Here is a 21,572-nt window from a genome sequence, read left to right as displayed (position 1 = left end):
TACTCCTTAATAACAACGGTCAGCGACCGGTATTTGATAACAATTACTTTACAGCAGCGTTTTGTCCGGCTAATCTGCCGGTAGCATAGGCGATCTGCAGATTGAATCCGCCGGTATAAGCGTCCAGATCGAGTACCTCTCCCGCAAAGTACAGCCCCTTGACGAGCTTACTCTGCATGGTGCGGGGATCGACATCCTTGACGTCCACCCCGCCATGGGTAACGATCGCTTCATTGATCGGACGAAAGGAGCGGATCTCCGCCTTAAATGCCTTAAGTATATCCAACAGCGACTTGCGCTGTGCAGCAGTCACTTCGCGGCATTTTGTATGGGGAGGGATATCCGCACGGTCAAGCACAACGGGAATCAGCTTCTTCGGCAAAAGCGATCCAAGCGAATTGATCATATCCTTGTTAGAAAACGCAGAGAGATCGCGCAGAAGCCGCTTGTCCAGCGTTATTCTGTCCAAAGCGGGTTTCAGGTCAATGATAACGGTATATCGGTTCGGCGACATATCGCGCATATTCGCGCTTGCCGAGAGCACCATCGGACCGGAGATGCCGAAATGCGTGAACAGCATCTCACCGAAGTCTGAATATATCTCTTTATTTATTTTACGGTCAATCACAGTGAGACTGACATTTTTCAGTGAAAGGCCTTGAAGTCCGGGAATATCCGCATCGATGGTATTCAGCGGGACAAGGGACGGAAGCAGCGGTGTAATGGTGTGACCCGCCGCTTTTGCGAAGGTGTAGCCGTCGCCGGTAGAACCGGTCGCCTTGTAGGATAATCCTCCGCAGGCGACAATCACACTGTCCGCGAAAATCTCGCCGTCATTCAGACGAACGCCCTTGATACAGCCGTTCTCGATCAGCAAGCCCTTTGCCTCACGGCGGATGATCTCTACGCCGAGCTCAGAGAGCCAATCACAGAGGGTATCGACCACATCCGCTGCCTTGTCAGACTCGGGAAAAACACGGTTGCCGCGTTCTACCTTGGTTCGCAGACCGCGATTTTCAAAAAACGCTACAGTATCGTAACAGGAAAAGTTGTTGATGGAACTGTACAAAAAACGCGGATTCGCGGTCACATGAGAGATGAACTCATCATTGTCACAGAAATTCGTGATATTACATCTGCCCTTACCGGTTATGGCAAGCTTCCTTCCGACGCGCTGATTCTTCTCGAGCAGCTTAACACGGGCGCCGTTCTCTGCGGCGGTACCTGCCGCCATCATTCCCGAGGGGCCTGCGCCGATCACGATCACATCAGTTTTCATTATTATCCTCAGCCGCTTTCTCCGTATTACCCAGAGCATAAACGTTCTGTTCCTTCCACACCTCTTCCAAAGCCGCGAAGGTTTGGATGATCTCATCCTTGCGTTCGATAACGATCGCGACCAACAGCGCGTTTATCAGGCTGAGCGGAGCAACGAGGGTATCAACGACAGAGGCGATATCCGAGCGAGCCAACAGTACTTCGTCGGCGTTCGCGACCAGCGGGGAGATCATGCTGTCGGTGATCGCGACAACCTGGGCGCCGCGATCATGGGCAAAGCTCATCGCTTCGACCGCCATCGTAGAATAACGCGGGAAGCTGATGCCGATAATGACATCCTTGTCGGAGATACGGAATAACTTTTCAAAGGTGGTCGTTTTTGAAGTGGAATCCAGAACATGGACGTTGCCGAATATCAAATCGAGATAATACGCAAGAAATCCGGCAATATGGGAAGCGGACTTCACACCGAACACATAGATATTCTCCGCGTTGATGATCGCGTCGACAGTCTTTTTAAAATCCTCTCGGGAGATCTCGTCGATGGTGCGCTTGATCTTGTCGATATCCTGATTAAGAACACTCTCGACAACATCGTCGTTACCGATTCGACCGGTGGTCACCTCGATGCGCTGCATCGAGTTCAGCTTATCGCGGATCATCTCCTGCATCGCCTTCTGCAGATAGGGATAGCCCTCGTAGCCGATCTGGGTCGCGAAACGCACCACGGTACTCTCGCTCACCCCGACGACCTCACCGAGCTTGGCGGCAGTCATAAAAGCCGCCTCATCATAATGCTCCTCTATATAGGAAGCGATACGGCGCTGACCCTTCGAGAAGGTCTTGCGCGACAGATCGATCCTGACTAACAGATTTGATACCATATTATCACACTCATTTCATAAACCATCTTTCATTTTATCACATCTACTTGCAAAATACAATAATATTTTGTCAAATTCTGCGGGTTTATGAAATTTTTTCAACATAAAACTGCATAATCGCAGATATCAGTCGTCCTCGGCTCTGATAACCGGTATCTGCTGATATACTTCCGCGACTTTATCGCGCATCCAGAGAGCGGGCGTGATACGGAGCGAGTAGCCGTATCCGTTGTCGCAAGCCCAGTCAAAGGGCTTTGCCTGAGGCAGTCCGTAGACGGCAAGCAAGGTATTCATGACGCCGCCGTGGGTGATGATCGCCGCGTCGGTGTTGCCGGTCTTGATCAGTCCGTCAACGATACTCTCGAACATGATACAGATGCGTCGAGTGAAATCGGCGCTGCTCTCCCCTCTCGGCGGCTTGACGGAGTTGTCGCCCGCGAGCCACTTCGCGAAATTCTCATTACCCTTTAACTCGTCAGCCGAACGGTTCTCCCATTCACCGAAGTGATATTCCGAGAGCTGATCGATCACCAGCGGCTCAACGCCGGGATAGATCAAACGAGCCGTTTCGGTACAGCGTTTAAGAGGAGATGAGAACACGACCTTCGCGTACGGATAATCCATGGTTGAATCAAGCTTTTTCAAATCTTCTTTACCTTTATCGGAAAGCCCGACGTCCGTTACGCCGATATACCTGCCGTTTAAAGTCGGGCTGATAGCACCGTGACGAATCATATGAATATAATAAGATTTCATAATCGCACCTACTTTACAAATTGTAGATTATAGTTTATACTGATTGTATAAGGAGTGATATAATGAACCGTGACTTCGCACGTATTATTACGTTTTTGAGAAAAGAACGCAATCTAAGTCAAAAGCAAGCGGCACAGGAGCTGGGTATCTCGCAAGCACTGCTTTCTCATTATGAGAAGGGTATCCGTCAGTGCGGGCTCGACTTTGTCGTAAGGGTTGCAGATTATTATAACGTCAGCTGCGATTATCTGCTGGGCAGAACGGTAGACCGCGAATATGACCTCAGCGAGAAACCTCAGGAGACGGAATCAAAGATACAAAATGCCGCGCAGATCGTCAGCCGAAGACTGATCGGCAGTATGCTGCGGGTGATCTACGATATCTCTGCCACAGCAAAGAACCGACGCATGGACAGAACTGTCAGCAACTACTTCATGCTGAGCGTTTATCGCATCTTCCGGTGTTTATATTCGTCGAACAGCAATAACCCCGACGATCTGTTCACCATTCCGAAAAGCATATACAGCGGCTACAGCAGCTCGGCTATATCCAAATGCTTCGCAGATATCGAAAACATGACAAGCAGCGAGGGAGAAAGTTATCTCAAAACGATCGGAACGCTCGAATTATCTCCCGAAAAGCTCGCTGAAGAATACCCCGACTCAGCGGGCGAGATCTTCAACGTCATCCGTCAGGCGGAAAACACACTTTCAAAAATCAAATACTAAATAAACATAACAGGTGGGTCAAGCGACCCACCTGATCTTATACACGTCTGTCGTTATACTAATCCTTGATAAAAAGATTTAATCAGATATTAGTGATAAATTTCGCAGAGCAAGGCGGACGACGCCGGCAGGCTGTCGCCTGTCAAGGAGTCCAACACAGCTATGCGGAATTTAGCGCAATAGATGATAAAGGTTTTTATTAAGGATTAGTATTAATTATCGGCAGCAGTTGTATTCTTCTTAGCGCCGCGGGAAACCTTGATGGTGATCTCGGAACCGGATTCGACCTTGTCGCCCGCCTTATGGCTTACGTATTCGATAACCTTGCCCTCTGCAACGGTATCGCTGTAATCCACATCCATGAGAGCCACCAGACCCAAGCCCGTGATCTCCTCGGCTGCAGCGGTAGACGACTTGCCGACAACATCGGGAAGAGCGGTCATCTGCGGACCCTTGCTGACGACAACGTACAGGATATTGTCGGAATCGCTGACGATCGGATCGCCTGCGGGAGGTTCCTGAGAGATAATGTTGCCCTTGGGAACCGTATCGCTGAACTCACCGTCGGCGCTCTTCTTGACCTTTCCCTGGAACGCCTTGACGACGTCCTCATATTTCTGACCGACATAGTTGGTCATGACAGGGCCCGTCCATGACTCGGTTGGAGGCGCAACGGTCATCGGCGCGGTAGAACCGTTTGTAAACAGACCCATCATCGGGTTCGTCGGCAGCCAGAACAGACCGATCGCAGAAAACAGCAGCAGCGCGACAATGGTCGCGACTAATCCGACGGCGGTAGGATTTACACCGGACTGTGTGCGTTCGCCCTCAGTCTTGATAGGCGTCATACTCGCGGTGCGGGAGATCTCATCCTGGATTGCCTGAACGGTTGAAGATACAGAGAGCTGCGCTCTGAGTTCATCAAAATCAGCGATACGCTGATCGCTCTTCATCTGCAGACCGTTAGCGAGAGCGGTCACGACATGGGGCGGCAGACGCTTTACGGTCGTCGTACTGATCAAGAGACGCGCGTCCTTCTCACGCTCCTTCGCGTTAGCAGGCAGATTACCGGTCAGCGCATAAAACAACGTAGCGGTCAGACCGTAGATATCCGTCGCGGAATCAAGCGCAGAATTATCCAAGTACTGTTCGGGAGCGGCACAGCCGCTGTAGAGCTGAGATTTCAGCATCGTGCCGCGCTTGCGCTCGTTCTCGGTGCTGAACCCGCCGAGCTTGAGCTTTCCGGCAGCGGTAACATACAGGTTAGAGGGCGATACGGCGTAATGACCGACTCCGAGCTTGTGGAGATTCTCAATCAGGGTGATGATCGGCATGAACAGCGGGCGAGCGGAATCCCACTCAAGATGACCGCCGCTGTGTTCCACATACTCGGTAAAGGAAAGCAGATCATCGTTCTCCTCTATCACATATGCGGTATTGTTCTCGGAAAACAGATCGACGATCTCGATCATCGCGCTCTTAACGCTGAGTGTATTAACCGTTTCATAATAGGCGCGAAAATCCGACAGCGCCTTATCAAAGTCGGCTCTGTCCCCGGGTTCGACATACAGGGCGGTTTCATCCTGATTTCTGTCAAAAAGTCCGATCGGCAAAAACTCGCGGATCGATAAAACAGTGCCGGTTTCTTTATCATAGCCGAGATAACGTGTGCTCTCGCCGTTTGTCTCGAGGTTTTTGGCGACTACATATTTATTATTCAGCACCGTGCCGTATGGTAAAAACGGCGCAGACTGCTTCTCTGCATTATTAAAACCGCAGGTTTCACATACGGAATCAGCGGCGGGAATCTCATTTAAGCAACCCATACACAAAGGCATTTCGTTGTCCCCCTAAATCGTTGATATTCTAATCAAAAGTCATACTGAGTCAATTTTCCAAACAATTATAGCACAAGTAAAAGCTCATAATCAAGGCTAATAAAGAAATATGATGTTACAATATTGTAAAAACTGAATAAATATTTATGACAGTTTTCGGCACATTGCACCTGTATTATTCTTTATTTCATTCTCTTGATAAAGCTCCTCACGTTAACTCAACGTTACAATTCAATACTTTGTGACAGATAAAACCGATTGACAAACAGAAATGATTATGATATACTACATAAAGAAAATCAAAATGCAGATGTAGTTTAGTGGTAGAACTTCAGCCTTCCAAGCTGACCGTGTGGGTTCGATTCCCATCATCTGCTCCAAAAGACTAAAGGATGTACCCTCCCCGGTACATCCTTTTTTATCAGAAAAGGGAGCGTCACGGAACGCTCCCTTTTGTTTATACTAATTTCAAATAAAACCCTTTAACATCTATTGCGTTAAATTCCGCATAGCTGCGTTGTCAATCTTGACAGGCGCCAGCCTGCCTGCGATCTCCGCCTTGCTCTGCGAAATTTTCCGCAAATATCTTGTTTAAGCGTTTTAATTGAAATTAGTATTACTGCTGATTACCGTCTATACGGTATATCTCCTGATTGTCGATATCGATGTTCGGGATAATGACGGGCTGGATGCCGCAGTTAGCGGTCACGGTAGTGATCAGCGCCTTGGCGTACGGGAACAGCGACTTGAAGGTCTCGGTATGGATCAGCTCCTTCTTCTCCTTCTCGTCAAATGAAAAGATACCGACGATGATGATGTGGATCCTGAATTTATCAGGGTTTTCTTTATCGTGGACCTCGATATCAAAAGTACCCTTCGCGACGCTCTTTCCTACGGCATACTGCACCTGATAAGAATACTTGTTGCCCAGTGCGATCTTGGTACCGTTCTCCAATTCATTGACAAATTCGATTTTATCGACCTTATACGCTTGTAAATTAACGATTGACATGATCAATTCTCCTTTTATGAACTAAGTCGTGTATCCGCTTATTTATCAGCCTTTTGTTTTTTGATGACCTTCAGGCGAGAAAACTCCTCTCTGTCCTTCTCATCGAGTGCGTCGGTGATGAACTTCACATCATCCTCAAACTTGGGGATCATGATGTTCTTCAGCGCGTTCGCACGCTTCTGAGTCTGCTTGATCGCGACAGCCAGACGATAAACGCTGTTTTCTATTTCAGCAAGCTCAACAGTCAGGTACTTAGCCTGCATAAACAGCGATACCGCCTCGTCGAAGCGGGCGTTCGTAGAGTGCAGGCCGTAATGAAGCTCGCTTTCCTCAGGCTTCTCGATCGAGAGGATAGGGATCTCTACGCCCATGATCGAGCGGGAATCCATCGTCACCGATGTATCGAACGGGATCGTCTTAGACAGCTCGTTACAAAAGCCGAGAGTAATATTCGCTTTCTCCAGCGCCTTATAAGCGTTTGCAAAAGCGTCGTCGATGGTGCTCTGGATGGCTGAGGCGCGATCGATCAGCGCCATCATCTCACGGATCAGGATATTGCGCTTCTTATCCATCAGCTCATAGCCGACCTTCGCCAAAGCGAGCGACTTCTTGGTCGCCATCAGATTTCCTTTTGTCGGTACGGCGTGCTGCGCCATGCTATCACCTCACCCATGAATAATAAAGGGGGTCTCCCCTATCTGTTACTTACCGTAATACTTATCGAGCAGCTCGTCGTCTACGCGATCCAGCTCGCTGCGCGGAAGCGTCGACAACAGCTTCCAGCCCAAATCAAGACTCTGCCCGATGTCGCGATCCTCGTTGAAGCCCTGATTGATGAAGGTACTCTCAAACTGTCTGCCGAACTCGAGATACTTCTTATCGGTATCGGAGAGCTCCTCTTCACCGATAACGGACGCGAGAGAACGCGCGTCAATAACCTTTGCATAACTTGCGAAGAGCTGGTTGGACAACGCCGGATGGTCGGCTCTGGTAAAGCCCTCGCCGATACCGTCCTTCATCAGTCGGGACAGGGACGGCAGAACGTTGACAGGCGGATAGATGCCTTGATTCTGCAATCCGCGGTCCAGAACGATCTGACCCTCTGTGATATAACCCGTCAGATCGGGTACGGGGTGGGTAATATCATCGTTCGGCATTGTCAAAATCGGGATCTGAGTCAAAGAACCGGTTGAGCCCTTGATCATACCCGCACGCTCGTACATGGACGCAAAATCACTGTACAGATATCCGGGGAAGCCCTTACGTCCCGGGATCTCGCCCTTACTGGACGAGAACTCACGCAGCGCCTCGGCATAGGAGGTCATATCCGTCATAATGACGAGGATATGCATATTCAGCTCAAAGGCGAGATACTCAGCGACCGTCAGCGCGCAGCGCGGGGTCAGGGTACGCTCGATGATCGGATCGTTACTGAGGTTCAGGAACATCGTAACATGCTGCATAACGCCCGCTTCCTCAAAGCTCTTTTTAAAATAGTCGGCGACGTCGTTCTTGACGCCCATCGCGGCAAATACCACGCCGAAGTTAGACTCATCCGCACCGGTGATCTTCGCCTGGCGGACGATCTGCACCGCGAGCTCGTTATGCTTCATACCCGAACCGGAGAAGATCGGCAGCTTTTGTCCGCGGATCAGCGTAGACAAGGTGTCGATACTCGAAATACCGGTATTGATATAGTTTCTCGGATAGATACGGGAAACCGGATTGATCGCGGTGCCGTTGACATCGCGCTTTTTGACTGGATAGATATCGCCGAGTCCGTCGATCGGTCTGCCTGCGCCGTCGAGGATCCTGCCGACGATCTCGGGAGAGAGCGGCATTTCCATCGGATGTCCTGTCAGTCTGGCAGTAGTATTATCGAGGCTGATATCTCGCGTGCCTTCAAAAACCTGTACGACGATACGGTCTCCCTCGATCTGAACGACGCGACCCTGACGGGCGGTACCGTTATCAAGCTTGATATCGACGATCTCCTCATACGACACGCCCTTGACGCCGTCGATAACGACCAGAGAGCCGTTGATCTCTTTAACGCCTACATATTCAATAATCATGAAGCGGCTCCCTCCTCAGCTTAAAATACTCTGAATCTTTTCATCGATTTCCGCGATGTAATCATCGAACATACCGAGATTATCATTGGGAATATCGTATTTGATCTTAGTGACTTTTTCAAAAAGACCCGTTTCGACGATGCGCTTGATCGGGATATTGCCCGCGACAACGGTCTTAGCCTGCTCATACAGGTGAAGGATCACTTCCATCATGCGCTTCTGTTTTTCAAGAGGGACGTAGGTATCGTCCTTATGGAAGGCGTTCTGCTGCAGAAAGCCGACGCGGATGATCTTCGCGATCTCAATAATCAACTTCTGGTCATCGGGAAGAACGTCGGAGCCGATCAGCTTGACGATCTCCATGAGGCGGTTTTCCTCCTGCAAGAGTGCGGAGATACTGTTTCGATAGGCGATAAACTCTCTTCCGAAATGTTCATCATAATACGGATCGAGGTCGGTGAAGTACTCACTGTAGCTGTCCATCCAGTTGATTGCGGGATAATGGCGGGCGTAAGCGAGGGACTTGTCCAGCGCCCAGAAGCAGCGTGTAAAGCGCTTGGTGTTCTGGGTGACCGGCTCGGAAAAATCGGAGCCCTGCGGCGATACCGCGCCGATGATGGTGACCGAGCCCTGAGAACCGCTGAGCACATCGGCTCTGCCGGCTCTCTCATAAAACTCGGACAGTCTGGAGGGCAGATAGGCAGGGAAGCCTTCTTCGGCGGGCATTTCTTCCAAACGTCCGGAGATCTCTCTGAGCGCCTCCGCCCAACGGGAGGTGGAGTCAGCCATGATCGCTACGTCATAGCCCATATCACGGTAGTATTCCGCAAGGGTGATACCGGTGTAGATGGACGCCTCACGCGCAGCGACAGGCATATTGGAAGTATTGGCGATCAGGGTGGTTCTGTCGGTCATGGGTCTGCCGGACTTCGGATCGATCAGCTCTGAGAACTCCTGCAGAACCTGGCTCATCTCGTTGCCGCGCTCACCGCAGCCGACATAGACGATGATATCCGCGTCGCACCACTTTGCGAGCTGGTGCTGGGTCATGGTCTTGCCGGTACCGAAGCCGCCGGGGATCGCCGCCGTACCGCCCTTGGAGATCGGAAACAGCGTGTCGATGACGCGCTGACCGGTGATCAGCGGGACGGTAGGCGTCAAGCGCTTGGCAACGGGACGGGGCGTGCGGATCGGCCAGCGCTGTACGAGCGTCAGCTCATGAACAACACCGTATCGATCCTCTAATTCTACAATAGTATCGTTAAGCTTGTATTTTCCGTCGGGCTTTACCCCAACGACCTTACCGCTGAGCAGCGGAGGCACCATCAGCTTGTGCGTGATGATCTGTGTTTCGGGACAGGTGGCGTACACCTCGCCGCCCTTGAGTTCATCGCCGACCTTCGCGGTGACGGTAACGTCCCATTCCCTCTCGGTATCGAGAGAGGATACCTGAGAGCCGCGGTTGATGAACGCGCCGACCTCCTTCTCGATCTCGGCGAGCGGTCGCTCGATGCCGTCAAAGATGTTATCGAGGATACCGGGACCGAGCATCAGCGTCATCTGGGTATGGGTACCCTCGACGGGATCGCCGGGCTTGAGCCCTGTGGTCTCCTCATAGCACTGAATGGTGGTCAACTCGGAGGTGATACCGATGATCTCGCCGACAAGTCGCTGCTTACCGACATACACCATCTCCATCATGGAGAACTCGGTCGCGTTCTTTACGGTAACAACGGGCCCGTTAATGCCGTATATTACATTTGCCATCTTTACACCACCTTCAAGCCTGAGTTTTCATTAAACCACGCATATTGATCCGAAAGACGGGTGTCGAGCGTATCATCGAGCATAATCCCTCCGGCGGGGATATGCGCCTTAACGCCGCCGATCAGGATATGGTTGTCTGCCTTGATCTCAGCGCCGGGGAGCTTCGCTTCTATCAGAGAACGCTTATCTTCATCAGTCGGAGCGATATAAACGGTACATTTGCCGTCGCCCGCGAACTGCGCGATCTTATCCAAAGAAGCGTTCAGAAAACCGATATATTCATCGGAGGCGGCAAAGCTTCCGAGCCTCTCCTCCGCCCTGTGAAACACCTCTTCACGAATCGACTCACGCTCCGCATACAGGCTGTTCTTCAGTTCAAGCTGCTTTTTCGCGACGCCGTTCACAATTGCGGCGGTGCGCTTGGTAACGTCGGCACGGATCAACTCATAGGCGTCGTTGAGACCCTGCTCGGTCGCCTGTTCGATCTTCTCGTTTTTATACGCCTCGATCTCTCTCGAGATCTGCGCCATATGTTCCTGCGCGTCCTGATTGATCGCGTCAAAAAACTTGCTTTCTTTCGTGTTATCGGATACAGACAAAAGGGAAGCTTTCATCTTCTGCTTACCAGTCTTGTTATTCTCTTTCAGATCCTGTTTCAACTGCTCCTTCCGCTCTTCTGCGTTTTGATAAATCGCAGTCAAAAACTTGGAATCATTATGGTTGTCGTTCATAATTCACCTTCTCTTGACGTTTGCGTCAGCTCATATCGACGCCGATCGCGTCCTTCACGTACTTCGTGATGCTGTCCTTCGTCCGTCCGTTTCCGTGGCGGTCGGGGATCTCGATAATCAGCGGTCGTTCGAGACGGAGCTTTAGATCGTACACGGTATCACGAATCATGTTCAACAGCGTAGATGTGATCAAGATTACAGCGATATCCTTCTCCTTGATAAGCGAACCGAGCTTCTCGCGGAGTTCGTCCTCCTTATGGAGCACAACGCCGTCCACACCGGACATACGCATCCCCATCAGGGTATCGACATTATCGCTGAGTAAGTACATTCTCATGGTTATCAGAGGCTGGTGAGGATCATGATGGAGATCAGCATACCGTACAGCGCGCAGCCTTCACCGAGCGCGACGAAAATGATCGACTTACCGAAGTTCTTGGGATCCTCGCTGGTAGCGCCGATCGCCGCGGGAGCAGAGCCGCCGACAGCGATACCGCCGCCGATACAGGACAGACCGGTAGAAAGACCCGCGGATATATAACCGAGTCCCGCGGAGGAATTAGCGGCGGTCTGAGCAGCTTCGCCCGCGCCTGCAGCATGAGCGACGATCGGGCAGATCAGACAGAACGCGGAAACCGCGCAGAAGGAGAAGATCTGGCTCAATACAGCCTTCTTGGGGCTCTTGCCCTTATTATACGCTCTCATGCACAGAAGAACGGAGATCACCAGAAAAGCGGCGGGAATAAACATCAATAAATACTGTAACATAATAGATTACCTCCAAATTAAGCTATATCTTTGACGGTGACGGGCTCGAACTTTCTGCCGTCGCCGATGTAGAACCTGCTGAACATCTCGTAGTATTCAAGTCTGAGAACCTGGATACCGACGAGAAGCGCTTCCAGCGCCATGACAAGGATGTTGCCGATCACGACCGTGATCCAGTAGCCGACCGGCCCGAACATGTTCGCGAGGACAAACACAACGGTCATCATGCCCGCATGAACAAGGATGAACGCGCCGACGCGTAGGAAGCTCATGGTGTTGGTCACATAAGACAGCGCGACCTCAAACATCTCGAAGAAGTTATCGACTATAAACGAGCCGAAGCTTCCTTCAAACAATTCTCGCTCTCCCCTGATCAGCTTAGAGAGCGGTTCACGGAAGAAGACCAGAAGCAGCGGTATCACGATCAGGCAGATGATATATGCGGGCTTCATGATGGACACACCGAACAGCATATTGCAGCCCAGACCTGCGACCAGCGAGGTGTAAAACACCAGACCCGCTGCGCCGTTCACACCGAACAGCGCGCCTCCGATATCTCCCCTCTTCAGGTTTGATACGATGTTGAGGATCATCGCGATGATCAGCAGAACGATACCGATACCGACAGCGCCGAAGATCAGGATCATAGTCGTATTGCCGTCCATAACCTCGACCGGCTTTTCCTCCAGTCCGAACAGCGCTTTATATACGGGATCGAGCACATGCTCAAAGCCGAATACAGAACCGAACACACAGCCGAATACCATCGAGCTGATCGAGCAGGGGATCAAGAGAGCGCCCAGCGGCATCTTCATCTTCTTATACATGAAGATCGCCGCGATCAGCAGCATCAGCCCGTGACCGACGTCGGCGAACATGATGCCGAACAGTAGTGTATATGTCAGCGCGATGAACCACGAGGGGTCGATCTCACGGGCATTCGGCAAGCCGTACATTTCAGTATAATACTCGAACGGCCTGAAGAAAAAGCGGTTCTTAAGCTTCACGGGCGGAGAGTGCTTTATCTCATCCTCCGCCTTGGTAAAGGTGACCTCAACGCTCTCTATCGGAGAAAGAAGGGCTTTTATCTGTCCCTCGTACTCGGCGGGGATCCATCCGACCAGTACAAAGCTCTTTTTATATTTACATGCATGATTTTTGATCGACAGAAAAGCATGCTGCTTGCACAGCGCGGAGAAGATCTTGAGGATGCCGTTCTCATGATTCTTCACATAATCGTCTATCTCGCCGTTCAGCTTCTTGATCTCCTCGGTCAGATCATCTTTGAGCTTTGTCTGCTGCTCGACATACACCTCGGGCTTATCGTGGATATCGGAGATATCGACGTGCTCAAAGAACAGGCGCGAGAACAACCGATCAACGTCATCCGCCTTACTCAGCGGCGTAACATACACGCCCCAGTAATAGGTGCCGTCGTTAGAGCACGGAAAGAAGTCAATATACGGATTATCGCTGTAGTTCTGCAGCTTTACATAGCTGTCCTTGGGGAGCTTTCCGAAGCGGGTAATGATATACTCGCACTCATAGATCTTTGAGATGTCGATATCCAGACCGAAGAAGTGCTTCGCTTTCGCGATATTCTCCTCACTTAAGTCCAGCTCCGCCCGCAGAGCGTCTCTTCTTTCGATCAGCTCACCGAGCCGGGAATCGGTCTCGTCGATGAACCGCTTCATCTCGGCGGGACTCATGTTATCATACTCGGGCGCGTCGACGATCTTCGGCCTGATACCGGAGCCCGCCATCAACACTCTGAGCTTATCGAGCAGGGGCGCGTAATCGTTAGCGGTGTTCACGGGTATCAGCTTCTCTTTATCGGAGAAGAAATCCGCGGTTTCGTCGGGCTGGAATACACCCGTTCGCCCCAGAACGGAAGCAACGTCGTCGAGCTCGCGCAGCATACCGATGACGTTTACCAGTTTCATTTTTGCCAGTGCCATAGTATCACCTCACCTTACAGTACGAGAGTTTCATAAATGCTGTCAGGTTCCATCGAATACCTGACCCCCTCGATAATCGCAATGACATTTGACAACTCTGTTTGTGAAAGAATATAAAACGCGAGCAGAACGATCTCGGGATTTGTTGAGAAATACAGCTGATGCCGACACATCTCGTACCGTCCCTGCACCGCCATATCGCTGTCGGGATAGACGCTCTGCGCCTTTTTACCGACGGAGGTATGCGACAATTCCTCGCGTACATCCTCGTAAGAATCCTTCGAGAGGATTCTATCCAGCTTCTTTCCGGTCAGATTACCGTAATGCAGCAGGTGGGATCGAACCGCTTCACTGTTCATATGATAATACTTCTTCAATCGGATGATACGCGAATAGTTGTGATAATCGGACAAGGTATCAAACAGGCTGAGAAGCTGGTTTTTCTCTTTTTTCTTCTTGATCTTTGAAAGATCCTGATACAAGAGCGCGAGGCTGTGATTCTCAAGCGCGTCCTCGATCGCAGCCAGGTCGTAATCCCCTATCTCATTCGGCGGAAAGCGCTCAATGATCTTATCGTAATCGGAATGCTCCAGCGCCAAGAGCAGATCATGATGATCGGTTACGGAAGATAGCTTTTCAAGCTTGATATCCGTATGCTGAATAAAAAACAGCGGAAGAGAAAAAAGATACTCCTCGGGACGGTTGATCGACAAGAGAGTGATGAACTTCATCAGCTCTCTGATTTCAATCATCCTGAGTCCGTACCGCGTCACCGGGGTGTTGCCGCCGTTATATTTACAAAAGCGCAGAAAGCTTTCAAACTGCTTTTCGCGCATGATGTTCTCCAGATTGCCGCGGTGAACGTCGTTGCTCACCTTTTCGAGAGAACTCTGAAAATGAGTGTATGTTTTCAGATACTGGACCACCTCGCCGACGGAGCCGCACTTGACCATCGCCTGATAGTCCTTCTCCCTGAGCCGCTTGCCGTACTGGGATTTTACCTTTGCCGTAATCGCCGACGCGGGGTTGATGATCGCCATACACTCACCACCTTTCTGTATATTCAGGCAAAGGCTTACGCCAGTGCTCTGTTTACGATCTCATCGACCCACTTGTCCATATTTTGTTCGGACAGGCGCTGCATCTCCGCCTTAACGGAGTCGGTACGTTCCGTATAATCGCGGATCTTCGCGTCGGCGCGGGACTGCTCGACGGCGATATTCTTCTCGACGCGATCCTTCGCTCGCTCGATGAAATCGTTGTAGATCTGCTCTCTGAGCTGTTCTACCTCCCGTTCGCTTTTTTCTTTCTCAGATTTAGCGTTTTGCTCGATTTCACGGGCTTTTTCATCCATTTCAATGATTTTCTTCAATAAATCCTGCATAATCGTCCTTCTTTCGGATGACGGTGACGATCACCGCCTTTTACGCCTCATGTATTATAACGCAACAGAACTCATTTTTCAAGCGTTATCGTATAATTCCGCAGAAAAGCCCATAGCAAGAGCTACGGGCTGCCCGCTGAGAATAATGAATAGAATGTCAAAAAACGAAATTAGATCGCCGATACAAAACATCATACCCCGATTCCGATAATCATGCCGGTGATGAAGGCAACAGCCGAGGATGACAACGCCACGACGATCAACGGAACCTCAAAATACGCAAGCAACAGCGCGACGACAGTACCCACCGAGGCTGTAAGGGTATTTCCCGTTGCGTAGAAGATCGCGGGAAAAGTCATTGCCGACAGCACCGCATACGGGATATAATACAGCACCGAATTGATGAATCGGGAGCGTATCTTCCCGCGTACGGCAGCGAAAGGAATCACGCGAATGAGGTAGGTGGTCAGCGCCATCACGGCGATATACGCAACAATGCTCATGCCTGCTCCTCCCCTCTCTCTCCCGTATCGATCGGAAAGATCAATGCGGTAACAAGCGACGATACCAGCGCGGAAATGATCACAGCAAAGCCCGAGGACAGATCGGGCAGGACGTAATGCAGAAGAATGCTCACTGCACCGGCGAGTATTACGGCAAACAGCACCTTTCGGCTTTTCTTTGCGGGCGGGATGATGATCGCGATGAACATACCGTAAAGCATCAGTGACAGCGCGGCGCCGACAGAAGCAGGCATGATATCGCCCGCGACAGCACCGAAAAGCGTACCGAGGCTCCAACCGAGAAACGGCGTGAAGATCAAGCCGTACATATAGGCGGGCTTGATCGGTTCAGGCTGAGCGGACGCGACAGCGAAGATCTCATCGGTCACACCGTAGCCCGCGATCAAGCGATGTGCAAGCGTGAAGGACGGATCGAGTCTTTGGGACAGGCTCAGACTCATCAGCGAGTAGCGCAGGTTGATAACCAGCTGACATAAGATCATCTCAAGCAGCGTACCGCCTGCCGCTATCACCTCGACCCCCGCGACCTGACCGGCCGAGGTCAGATTCGTCACCGATATACCGACCGCTGCGAGGATCGAAAGATTCTTTTGTACACATAACACACCGAAACCGAATGATACGCTGAGATAGCCCAGCATGATCGGAACGCCGTGCCTCATTCCCTTAACGAACAGTTTTTTCATATTACCCTTTACAAGCAGAACGCGGCTGAATCAGCCGCGAACAGCAATGATGTTATTTCTTTGTCACGGCACAGTAGTTGCCGAACTCAGCGACATTGTACCGCGAAAGATCAAAGTACGGCAGATCGCTCTTCAAAACGAGATACGCCGCGTTTTGGTCAGCGCTCTTCGTAACCGTCTCCTGCGTGATGCTTTCGTATTTGAAACGTTCTTTATACGGAAGGTAGGTCTGACCGTGATTCACATTCGTTTTGCCCTGATAATAGGCGGCGTCTGTTTCATCATAGAACATGGTCATGATCTCACTGACCGTCCAGTAGCCTTTGCCCTGAATATCGGCGGAGATATAAAGCGTATCGGCGGGGCTTTGGGTCACAACCTTTACCGCGTCGCCGAATCCCGCGTAAAAACGAGCGGAGATATCTTTGTTATAGGTTGTAAAATAAGTGTTGATAAGTATCACACCCGCTACCGCGATCAGCAGCGCGACGGCATAGCCCGCGAACCTGATCTCTCTGGCGATCACATACATGCCTAAAGCGGCGAACAGCATCATGAAATAATAGATGATGTTCATGCGGTTAACGTTGACAAAATTCGTCACAATGCCGACCCACACGCCCGTCAGCAACGCAAACACCGCGAGCGACTTATTTCCCTTCGATTTGATCTTAGGGAAGCTGAGGATCCCCGCGAAGAACAGCGGGATCATAAAGGGATACATCGTGTAGAAATGCTCGATATCATTATGCGGCGCGTCCTTGACCTGGAGGATGGTGGCATTAAGGAAGTATTGCAGATTCTGTCCGAGCTGCCAGCCGATATTATTCGAGAAGAACAGGATATCGGAGGAGCGTCGGCTCTCCGGGAAGAACTGACAGGTCACAAAGGGGAGCTTGATGGTTTCCCACTTAAAGTAGTTGACCGCCATCGTCAAAATAAAAGGCGCCGCGATCACAAGGTATATGAGCGCGCAGATCAGCACATGGCGCACCTTGACCTTCTTTCGGATCAGATAATAAACCGACGTCACGAGTAAAAACACAGGTATCGTATAGATGGTGATTCCGTAGCAGTACATGCACAGTCCGAAGAACACCATCGAAATATACAACCAGCGCTTTTTGCCGCTGAGTCCCTTACCGAAGAAATAGACGCCTCCCATAAAGAAGTGCGGGAGCAGATTGCAGTCCAGCGCCCAACGGCTCTGGACAAAATGCCACGGATTCAAGGCAACGATCAGCGCGGCGCACAAAGCGGTACGCTTACCGAAATGATCTTTTACAAACAAATACAGAAACATCCCGCCGAGCAGGCTCATCAAGAGAGAGGGCATACGAGCCGTGATCGGATTCAATCCGAATATCTTGACAAAAGGAGCGATCAGGTAGGACAAAAGCGAGCTCATCTGACCGTAGCCCCAAGCGTAAAGATGCGCCGGATGCCAAGTTCCGAAGCGATCGGTTCCGTAATCGGCGAGCGCCTTGCCGTCAACCGCCGCCATCGCGCCGTCCTGATTCATACCGCCGGGAACGGAGCCGAACTGCCACACACGGATCAATACGCCGATCACTATAATCATAATCAGCATGATACGATAGATGATAGGGTCGATCTCGTTGTTATCGCGCGGAATCTTCAACGGTTTACCGGTCTTTGCTTCAACGATATCCCTGACATAGAAGCTGAACACCGCGGCTACTGACAGCAGGGTCGTGATGATCATGAAAATGATATTCAATGCAGGCATGGCTTCAGTCATACAAAAAACATCCTTTATATACTTCTGACATAAAGAAACAGTGAATAACGAAAAGCTCAGAAACGCCGCAAAGACAATTTGCATTTGCTATTCATTACTCACTGTTCACCGTAACTCACGCCGGTGAGGCGCTTCTGGCGCGCCAAAAGGGATTCGAACCCCCGACCTTTCGCTTAGGAGGCGAACGCTCTATCCTACTGAGCTATTGGCGCGTATCTGTTGCTTATTCTATCTCAAAATAACATTCTTGTCAAGACGACAGTTTACAAGGTTCAAGTGAATCTGGTATTTCATGATAAATCAATTGTGATAAAGATGATATTCTGAACGGACGCGCGTGTTCCGTGAATGATTTGAAAGCACGCATCATAGACTTTGACGCACCTTACATACATATTTTACTGCACAACGGTACCGAAGCTTCTTCGATTAACGCAAGGAGCAAAATATTTGTTATTATTCACAAAAACAATTGAATTTTACCGTAAAATACAATATACTTGTATTATATGTATTCTAAGGAGGATTTCTCAATGTACGGATTATCTAAACAAAATCTGATACGAGCGCTGTCGGTATTCGTCGTTGCGGCGGTGCTTTCGACCGCGTTAACAGGCTGCATGACCATCACGACAGGGACGCCGTCGAGCGGCGCAAACACAAATCCGGTCAACGGGGTTTCTTCCGAAATCAAGGAGGAGCTGCAACCGGAAGCCGAAAAAATGCCCGATCTCAGCGGTTTGAAGAAAGAGGACGCCGTCAAAAAGCTTGCCGAGATGGGCGTAGTCGCTAAAACCACCGATATCGAGACCGACAAAGAGAAGGAAGGCTGTGTGTTCAGTCACGTTCCCACAAAGGGAAAGCTGCTGAAGAAGGGCGACGAGGTCACGCTCTATATCGCAAAAGCCAAACCGACAGTAAAAAAGAATACTGCCTCCAAGGCGGATTCCGACACAGCGTCCTCCGTCACCTATCTCTACTGCACTGCGGCGGACTATGTTTCACTCAGGGCGAGCGCGAACGCCGACGCAAGAGAGATCATCAAGATCCCTTCCGGTGATGGGATGATCTATCAAAACAAAAAATCCGGCAAGTGGTACTATGTCAAATACGGGAATCATTACGGCTTCGTGTATGAAGACTATGTATCCTTTGATAAGAACGCCGCGATCAACTACACGCCGGACAATCCCGGCATGGGAAGCACACTATACTGCACCGCTATTGATTTTGTCGCACTGAGAGCAGGCGCCGGCACAAACTCAACAGAGCTCGCGCGTATTCCCCGCGGCTATTCGATGACCTATTTGAGCAGCTATTCAGATAAATGGTATTACGTCAAATACGGCTCTCAAAAGGGCTATGTCTACTCGGACTATGTATCGTTCAACAAGGATGACGTACCCTCCGGTTCTCAGTCGCCCAAGACCTATTCCGGCGATTACCTCTACGGCACCGCCTCGGACTTTGTCGCGCTCAGGGAGCGCGCCGACGTCAATTCGACGGAGCTGGCGCGTATCCCTTACGGATACAGAATGGATTATCTCGGATACAAATCCGGTCACTGGTACTACGTTCAATACGGCTCTGTAAAAGGCTATGTTTACGACAAATATGTTACGTTCGATAAAGACGCGCTGTAATCCAAGGGGCTATCGCAATTTTAACGCGACAGCCCCTTGTGTTAATAGACTTATTCAATATACTCGAGAATCCTCGCCCACTCCCCGGCAAGACGATCAAGGCTGTACGCCGCGTTAGCGGGGCTGGTGGACGGCAGCTTGACCGCTTCGATCCCTGTAGCGGGGAGGATATATTTCCGATACAGATCAAAAGATGCCGTACCGTTACAGAATACCCGTTCAACCTTACTGTGTTCAAGGATTTCCGAAAGATCGTTTGGAACCACATCGCGGATAGAGCTGTCGGATGAACCGACAATGGTACAGGAACGGATGACGTCCCACATTGCGATATGATGACGTAGAGAAAGGTTGCGTTTTTCTTCGATACTTTGAGGAGCCGGCTCATTAAAAAGCCGCGCCAACAGCTTCCAGAAGCGGTTCTGCGGATGGCCGTAGAAGAACATCGCTTCTCTGGACTTAATTGAAGGAAAAGAACCGAGGATCAGGATTCTGCACGCCGCATCATATAAGGGCGGGATAGGATGGATAATATGTTGCGCATCCATTCGCTTACAGCCCCATCTGCGCTTTTCTTAATTCCTGATACTGCCTCATACTCTCTTCGGTAAGGGTAATACTCTGAATCGAGATCGAATCAAGAGAAACGCCGTAGGACGAGCGCCATTTATCCTGTAAAGAAGCACGAACATTCTCTGCGATCTCATTAGATTTCATCGGAAGCATCGCAAAACGCACATTTGCCTGAGCACATTTCATAATCGACTCAAGCACCGCGGCGACGATCTGCGTTCTCAGAGCGATCTGTAACCCGTCAAGACCGCCGTTAGCCTTCAAAAGCGCACTGTCGCATGCAGAAACCTTCGCAGTACCGTAAAAATTCAGCATCAGTGTAATCGTCGTTCCGTTGATGTTATCAGCATAAGGAACCGGAGCGGAACTGCCGAAGCGAAGCTCCATATCCTTCTTCTCCTCAACTGCGGGAGCGGGAGTGAAATCAGCGGAACCACCGCCCTCGTTCGGCTTGCCGTTCTTGAGCGTATCGAGAACAGTGTTGAAAACATCCCCGGCGATCTTTCCGAATAGACCCATGATCAAACTCTCCTGAATAAAGATTACCGACTTTATACTGAACAGAATAAAGCGATTAGGGTGACTGTAATAATTCGAACCTGCTGAAAATGGCATTATTTCGGCAATTTTCGGCTTATCAATCTTGGCAGGCGCCAGCCTGCCTGCACTTTCTGCACCGAAACTTGCTCGAAATCTTGCTCATTTTCAGTCCTTCGGAGTTTTTGACGGAGCAGATTTTTGTCTGACCGCGGCAAAACCACAGCGAACCCTGACGGGTTCGCGAGGATTTTAACAATGGACAGGCGAAAATATGCCCGTCAAAACCACGGTTCGGATTATTGCAGTCACCCTATTCAGAAATCAGTATTAAGCCGCATAAAGTGACAAGATAAAGAACAAGGCTCAGAACTGACATCAGTCCTGAGCCGATCTTTTGGAGGCGACACCCAGAATCGAACTGGGGAATCAGAGTTTTGCAGACTCGTGCCTTACCGCTTGGCTATGTCGCCGAATATAAATAAGAACTAAGAAATAAGAAATAAGAACCGTGTAAGCTCGATACTGATTTTCAAAGTCTTATTTTATCGAAAAAGGACTTAAGCGGTGTTAAGTCCTTTTCACGTCTATGGAGCGGATGACGGGGCTCGAACCCGCTACCTCCACCTTGGCAAGGTGGCGCTCTACCAGATGAGCTACATCCGCAA

At 50.4% G+C, this 21,572-nt stretch carries 21 protein-coding genes and 4 tRNA genes; 3 read left to right on the top strand and 22 right to left on the bottom strand.

Annotation, left to right across the window (positions count from 1 at the left end; genetic code table 11):
- Positions 1-43: 43 nt before the first annotated feature.
- The 3 genes from R2I50_RS02850 to R2I50_RS02840 form a co-directional block, all read right to left on the bottom strand.
- Positions 44-1,279, bottom strand: a complete 1,236-nt coding sequence (locus R2I50_RS02850; RefSeq protein ID WP_316607594.1) for an NAD(P)/FAD-dependent oxidoreductase — start codon at positions 1,277-1,279, stop codon at positions 44-46.
- Entirely contained in the window at positions 1,269-2,162 is an 894-nt protein-coding gene (locus R2I50_RS02845) for a MurR/RpiR family transcriptional regulator (protein WP_316607593.1), read from the bottom strand. The genes R2I50_RS02850 and R2I50_RS02845 overlap by 11 nt, the downstream gene beginning before the upstream one ends.
- Before the next feature lie 126 nt (positions 2,163-2,288).
- Positions 2,289-2,918, bottom strand: a complete 630-nt coding sequence (locus R2I50_RS02840; RefSeq protein WP_316607592.1) for a histidine phosphatase family protein — start codon at positions 2,916-2,918, stop codon at positions 2,289-2,291.
- 62 nt (positions 2,919-2,980) lie between these two features.
- On the opposite strand from R2I50_RS02840, the gene R2I50_RS02835 reads away from it, so the two are divergent.
- Positions 2,981-3,646 carry a helix-turn-helix domain-containing protein gene (locus R2I50_RS02835; RefSeq protein ID WP_316607591.1) on the top strand — a complete coding sequence of 222 codons (666 nt, stop codon included), beginning with the start codon at positions 2,981-2,983 and terminating at the stop codon, positions 3,644-3,646.
- A 212-nt stretch (positions 3,647-3,858) separates the two neighbouring features.
- Here the strand turns inward: R2I50_RS02835 and R2I50_RS02830 are convergent, their stop codons facing one another.
- A complete protein-coding gene (locus R2I50_RS02830) occupies positions 3,859-5,484 on the bottom strand; it encodes a PASTA domain-containing protein (RefSeq protein WP_316607589.1) in 1,626 nt (541 codons plus the stop codon).
- 306 nt (positions 5,485-5,790) lie between these two features.
- Here R2I50_RS02830 and R2I50_RS02825 point away from each other — a divergent pair.
- Positions 5,791-5,864: transfer RNA gene (locus R2I50_RS02825), tRNA-Gly, on the top strand.
- A gap of 236 nt (positions 5,865-6,100) precedes the next feature.
- On the opposite strand, the gene R2I50_RS02820 is transcribed toward R2I50_RS02825, so the two are convergent.
- From R2I50_RS02820 to R2I50_RS02755, 14 genes are all read right to left on the bottom strand, one after another.
- A complete protein-coding gene (locus tag R2I50_RS02820) occupies positions 6,101-6,496 on the bottom strand; it encodes a protein-export chaperone SecB (protein WP_316607587.1) in 396 nt (131 codons plus the stop codon).
- 38 nt (positions 6,497-6,534) lie between these two features.
- A complete protein-coding gene (locus R2I50_RS02815) occupies positions 6,535-7,152 on the bottom strand; it encodes a V-type ATP synthase subunit D (RefSeq protein WP_316607586.1) in 618 nt (205 codons plus the stop codon).
- 45 nt (positions 7,153-7,197) lie between these two features.
- Positions 7,198-8,571 carry a V-type ATP synthase subunit B gene (locus R2I50_RS02810; RefSeq protein WP_316607585.1) on the bottom strand — a complete coding sequence of 458 codons (1,374 nt, stop codon included), beginning with the start codon at positions 8,569-8,571 and terminating at the stop codon, positions 7,198-7,200.
- A 15-nt stretch (positions 8,572-8,586) separates the two neighbouring features.
- A complete protein-coding gene (locus tag R2I50_RS02805) occupies positions 8,587-10,338 on the bottom strand; it encodes a V-type ATP synthase subunit A (RefSeq protein ID WP_316607584.1) in 1,752 nt (583 codons plus the stop codon).
- A gap of 2 nt (positions 10,339-10,340) precedes the next feature.
- Complete coding sequence (locus R2I50_RS02800) at positions 10,341-11,069, bottom strand: V-type ATP synthase subunit E (protein ID WP_316607583.1); 729 nt, start codon at positions 11,067-11,069, stop codon at positions 10,341-10,343.
- Between the two features lie 25 nt (positions 11,070-11,094).
- Entirely contained in the window at positions 11,095-11,406 is a 312-nt protein-coding gene (locus tag R2I50_RS02795) for a V-type ATP synthase subunit F (RefSeq protein ID WP_316607582.1), read from the bottom strand.
- A 5-nt stretch (positions 11,407-11,411) separates the two neighbouring features.
- Positions 11,412-11,837: an ATP synthase subunit C gene (locus tag R2I50_RS02790; protein WP_316607581.1), complete on the bottom strand. Its 426-nt coding sequence runs from the start codon at positions 11,835-11,837 to the stop codon at positions 11,412-11,414.
- A 17-nt stretch (positions 11,838-11,854) separates the two neighbouring features.
- Positions 11,855-13,795 carry a V-type ATPase 116kDa subunit family protein gene (locus R2I50_RS02785; RefSeq protein ID WP_316607580.1) on the bottom strand — a complete coding sequence of 647 codons (1,941 nt, stop codon included), beginning with the start codon at positions 13,793-13,795 and terminating at the stop codon, positions 11,855-11,857.
- Positions 13,796-13,809: 14 nt separating this feature from the next.
- Positions 13,810-14,835 (bottom strand): V-type ATPase subunit, encoded by a 1,026-nt coding sequence (locus R2I50_RS02780; RefSeq protein WP_316607579.1) that lies wholly within the window; start codon positions 14,833-14,835, stop codon positions 13,810-13,812.
- 35 nt (positions 14,836-14,870) lie between these two features.
- Positions 14,871-15,179 (bottom strand): hypothetical protein, encoded by a 309-nt coding sequence (locus R2I50_RS02775; RefSeq protein WP_316607578.1) that lies wholly within the window; start codon positions 15,177-15,179, stop codon positions 14,871-14,873.
- A gap of 191 nt (positions 15,180-15,370) precedes the next feature.
- Positions 15,371-15,682 carry an AzlD domain-containing protein gene (locus tag R2I50_RS02770; RefSeq protein ID WP_316607576.1) on the bottom strand — a complete coding sequence of 104 codons (312 nt, stop codon included), beginning with the start codon at positions 15,680-15,682 and terminating at the stop codon, positions 15,371-15,373.
- On the bottom strand, positions 15,679-16,389 hold the full coding sequence (locus R2I50_RS02765; protein ID WP_316607575.1) for an AzlC family ABC transporter permease: 711 nt from the start codon (positions 16,387-16,389) through the stop codon (positions 15,679-15,681). Before R2I50_RS02765 ends, R2I50_RS02770 begins: the two co-directional genes overlap by 4 nt.
- A gap of 52 nt (positions 16,390-16,441) precedes the next feature.
- Positions 16,442-18,151 (bottom strand): glycosyltransferase family 39 protein, encoded by a 1,710-nt coding sequence (locus tag R2I50_RS02760; RefSeq protein WP_316607573.1) that lies wholly within the window; start codon positions 18,149-18,151, stop codon positions 16,442-16,444.
- Between the two features lie 135 nt (positions 18,152-18,286).
- A tRNA-Arg gene (locus tag R2I50_RS02755) sits at positions 18,287-18,363 on the bottom strand.
- 321 nt (positions 18,364-18,684) lie between these two features.
- Here R2I50_RS02755 and R2I50_RS02750 point away from each other — a divergent pair.
- Complete coding sequence (locus tag R2I50_RS02750; protein WP_316607572.1) at positions 18,685-19,794, top strand: SH3 domain-containing protein; 1,110 nt, start codon at positions 18,685-18,687, stop codon at positions 19,792-19,794.
- A gap of 50 nt (positions 19,795-19,844) precedes the next feature.
- On the opposite strand, the gene R2I50_RS02745 is transcribed toward R2I50_RS02750, so the two are convergent.
- The 4 genes from R2I50_RS02745 to R2I50_RS02730 all read right to left on the bottom strand — a co-directional run bounded on the left by R2I50_RS02745 (position 19,845) and on the right by R2I50_RS02730 (position 21,570).
- Entirely contained in the window at positions 19,845-20,342 is a 498-nt protein-coding gene (locus R2I50_RS02745; RefSeq protein ID WP_316607571.1) for a DNA-deoxyinosine glycosylase, read from the bottom strand.
- A 4-nt stretch (positions 20,343-20,346) separates the two neighbouring features.
- Positions 20,347-20,886: a hypothetical protein gene (locus R2I50_RS02740; protein WP_316607570.1), complete on the bottom strand. Its 540-nt coding sequence runs from the start codon at positions 20,884-20,886 to the stop codon at positions 20,347-20,349.
- A 416-nt stretch (positions 20,887-21,302) separates the two neighbouring features.
- Positions 21,303-21,377, bottom strand: a tRNA-Cys gene (locus R2I50_RS02735).
- A 117-nt stretch (positions 21,378-21,494) separates the two neighbouring features.
- Positions 21,495-21,570 (bottom strand) — tRNA-Gly (locus R2I50_RS02730).
- Positions 21,571-21,572: the final 2 nt, after the last annotated feature.

This window comes from uncultured Ruminococcus sp. (genome assembly GCA_902785355.1).
In the GTDB taxonomy this organism is placed as follows: domain Bacteria; phylum Bacillota; class Clostridia; order Oscillospirales; family Acutalibacteraceae; genus Ruminococcoides.
The sequence above is the reverse complement of the archived record's forward strand: the minus strand, read 5'-3'. Positions and strand labels throughout refer to the sequence as shown.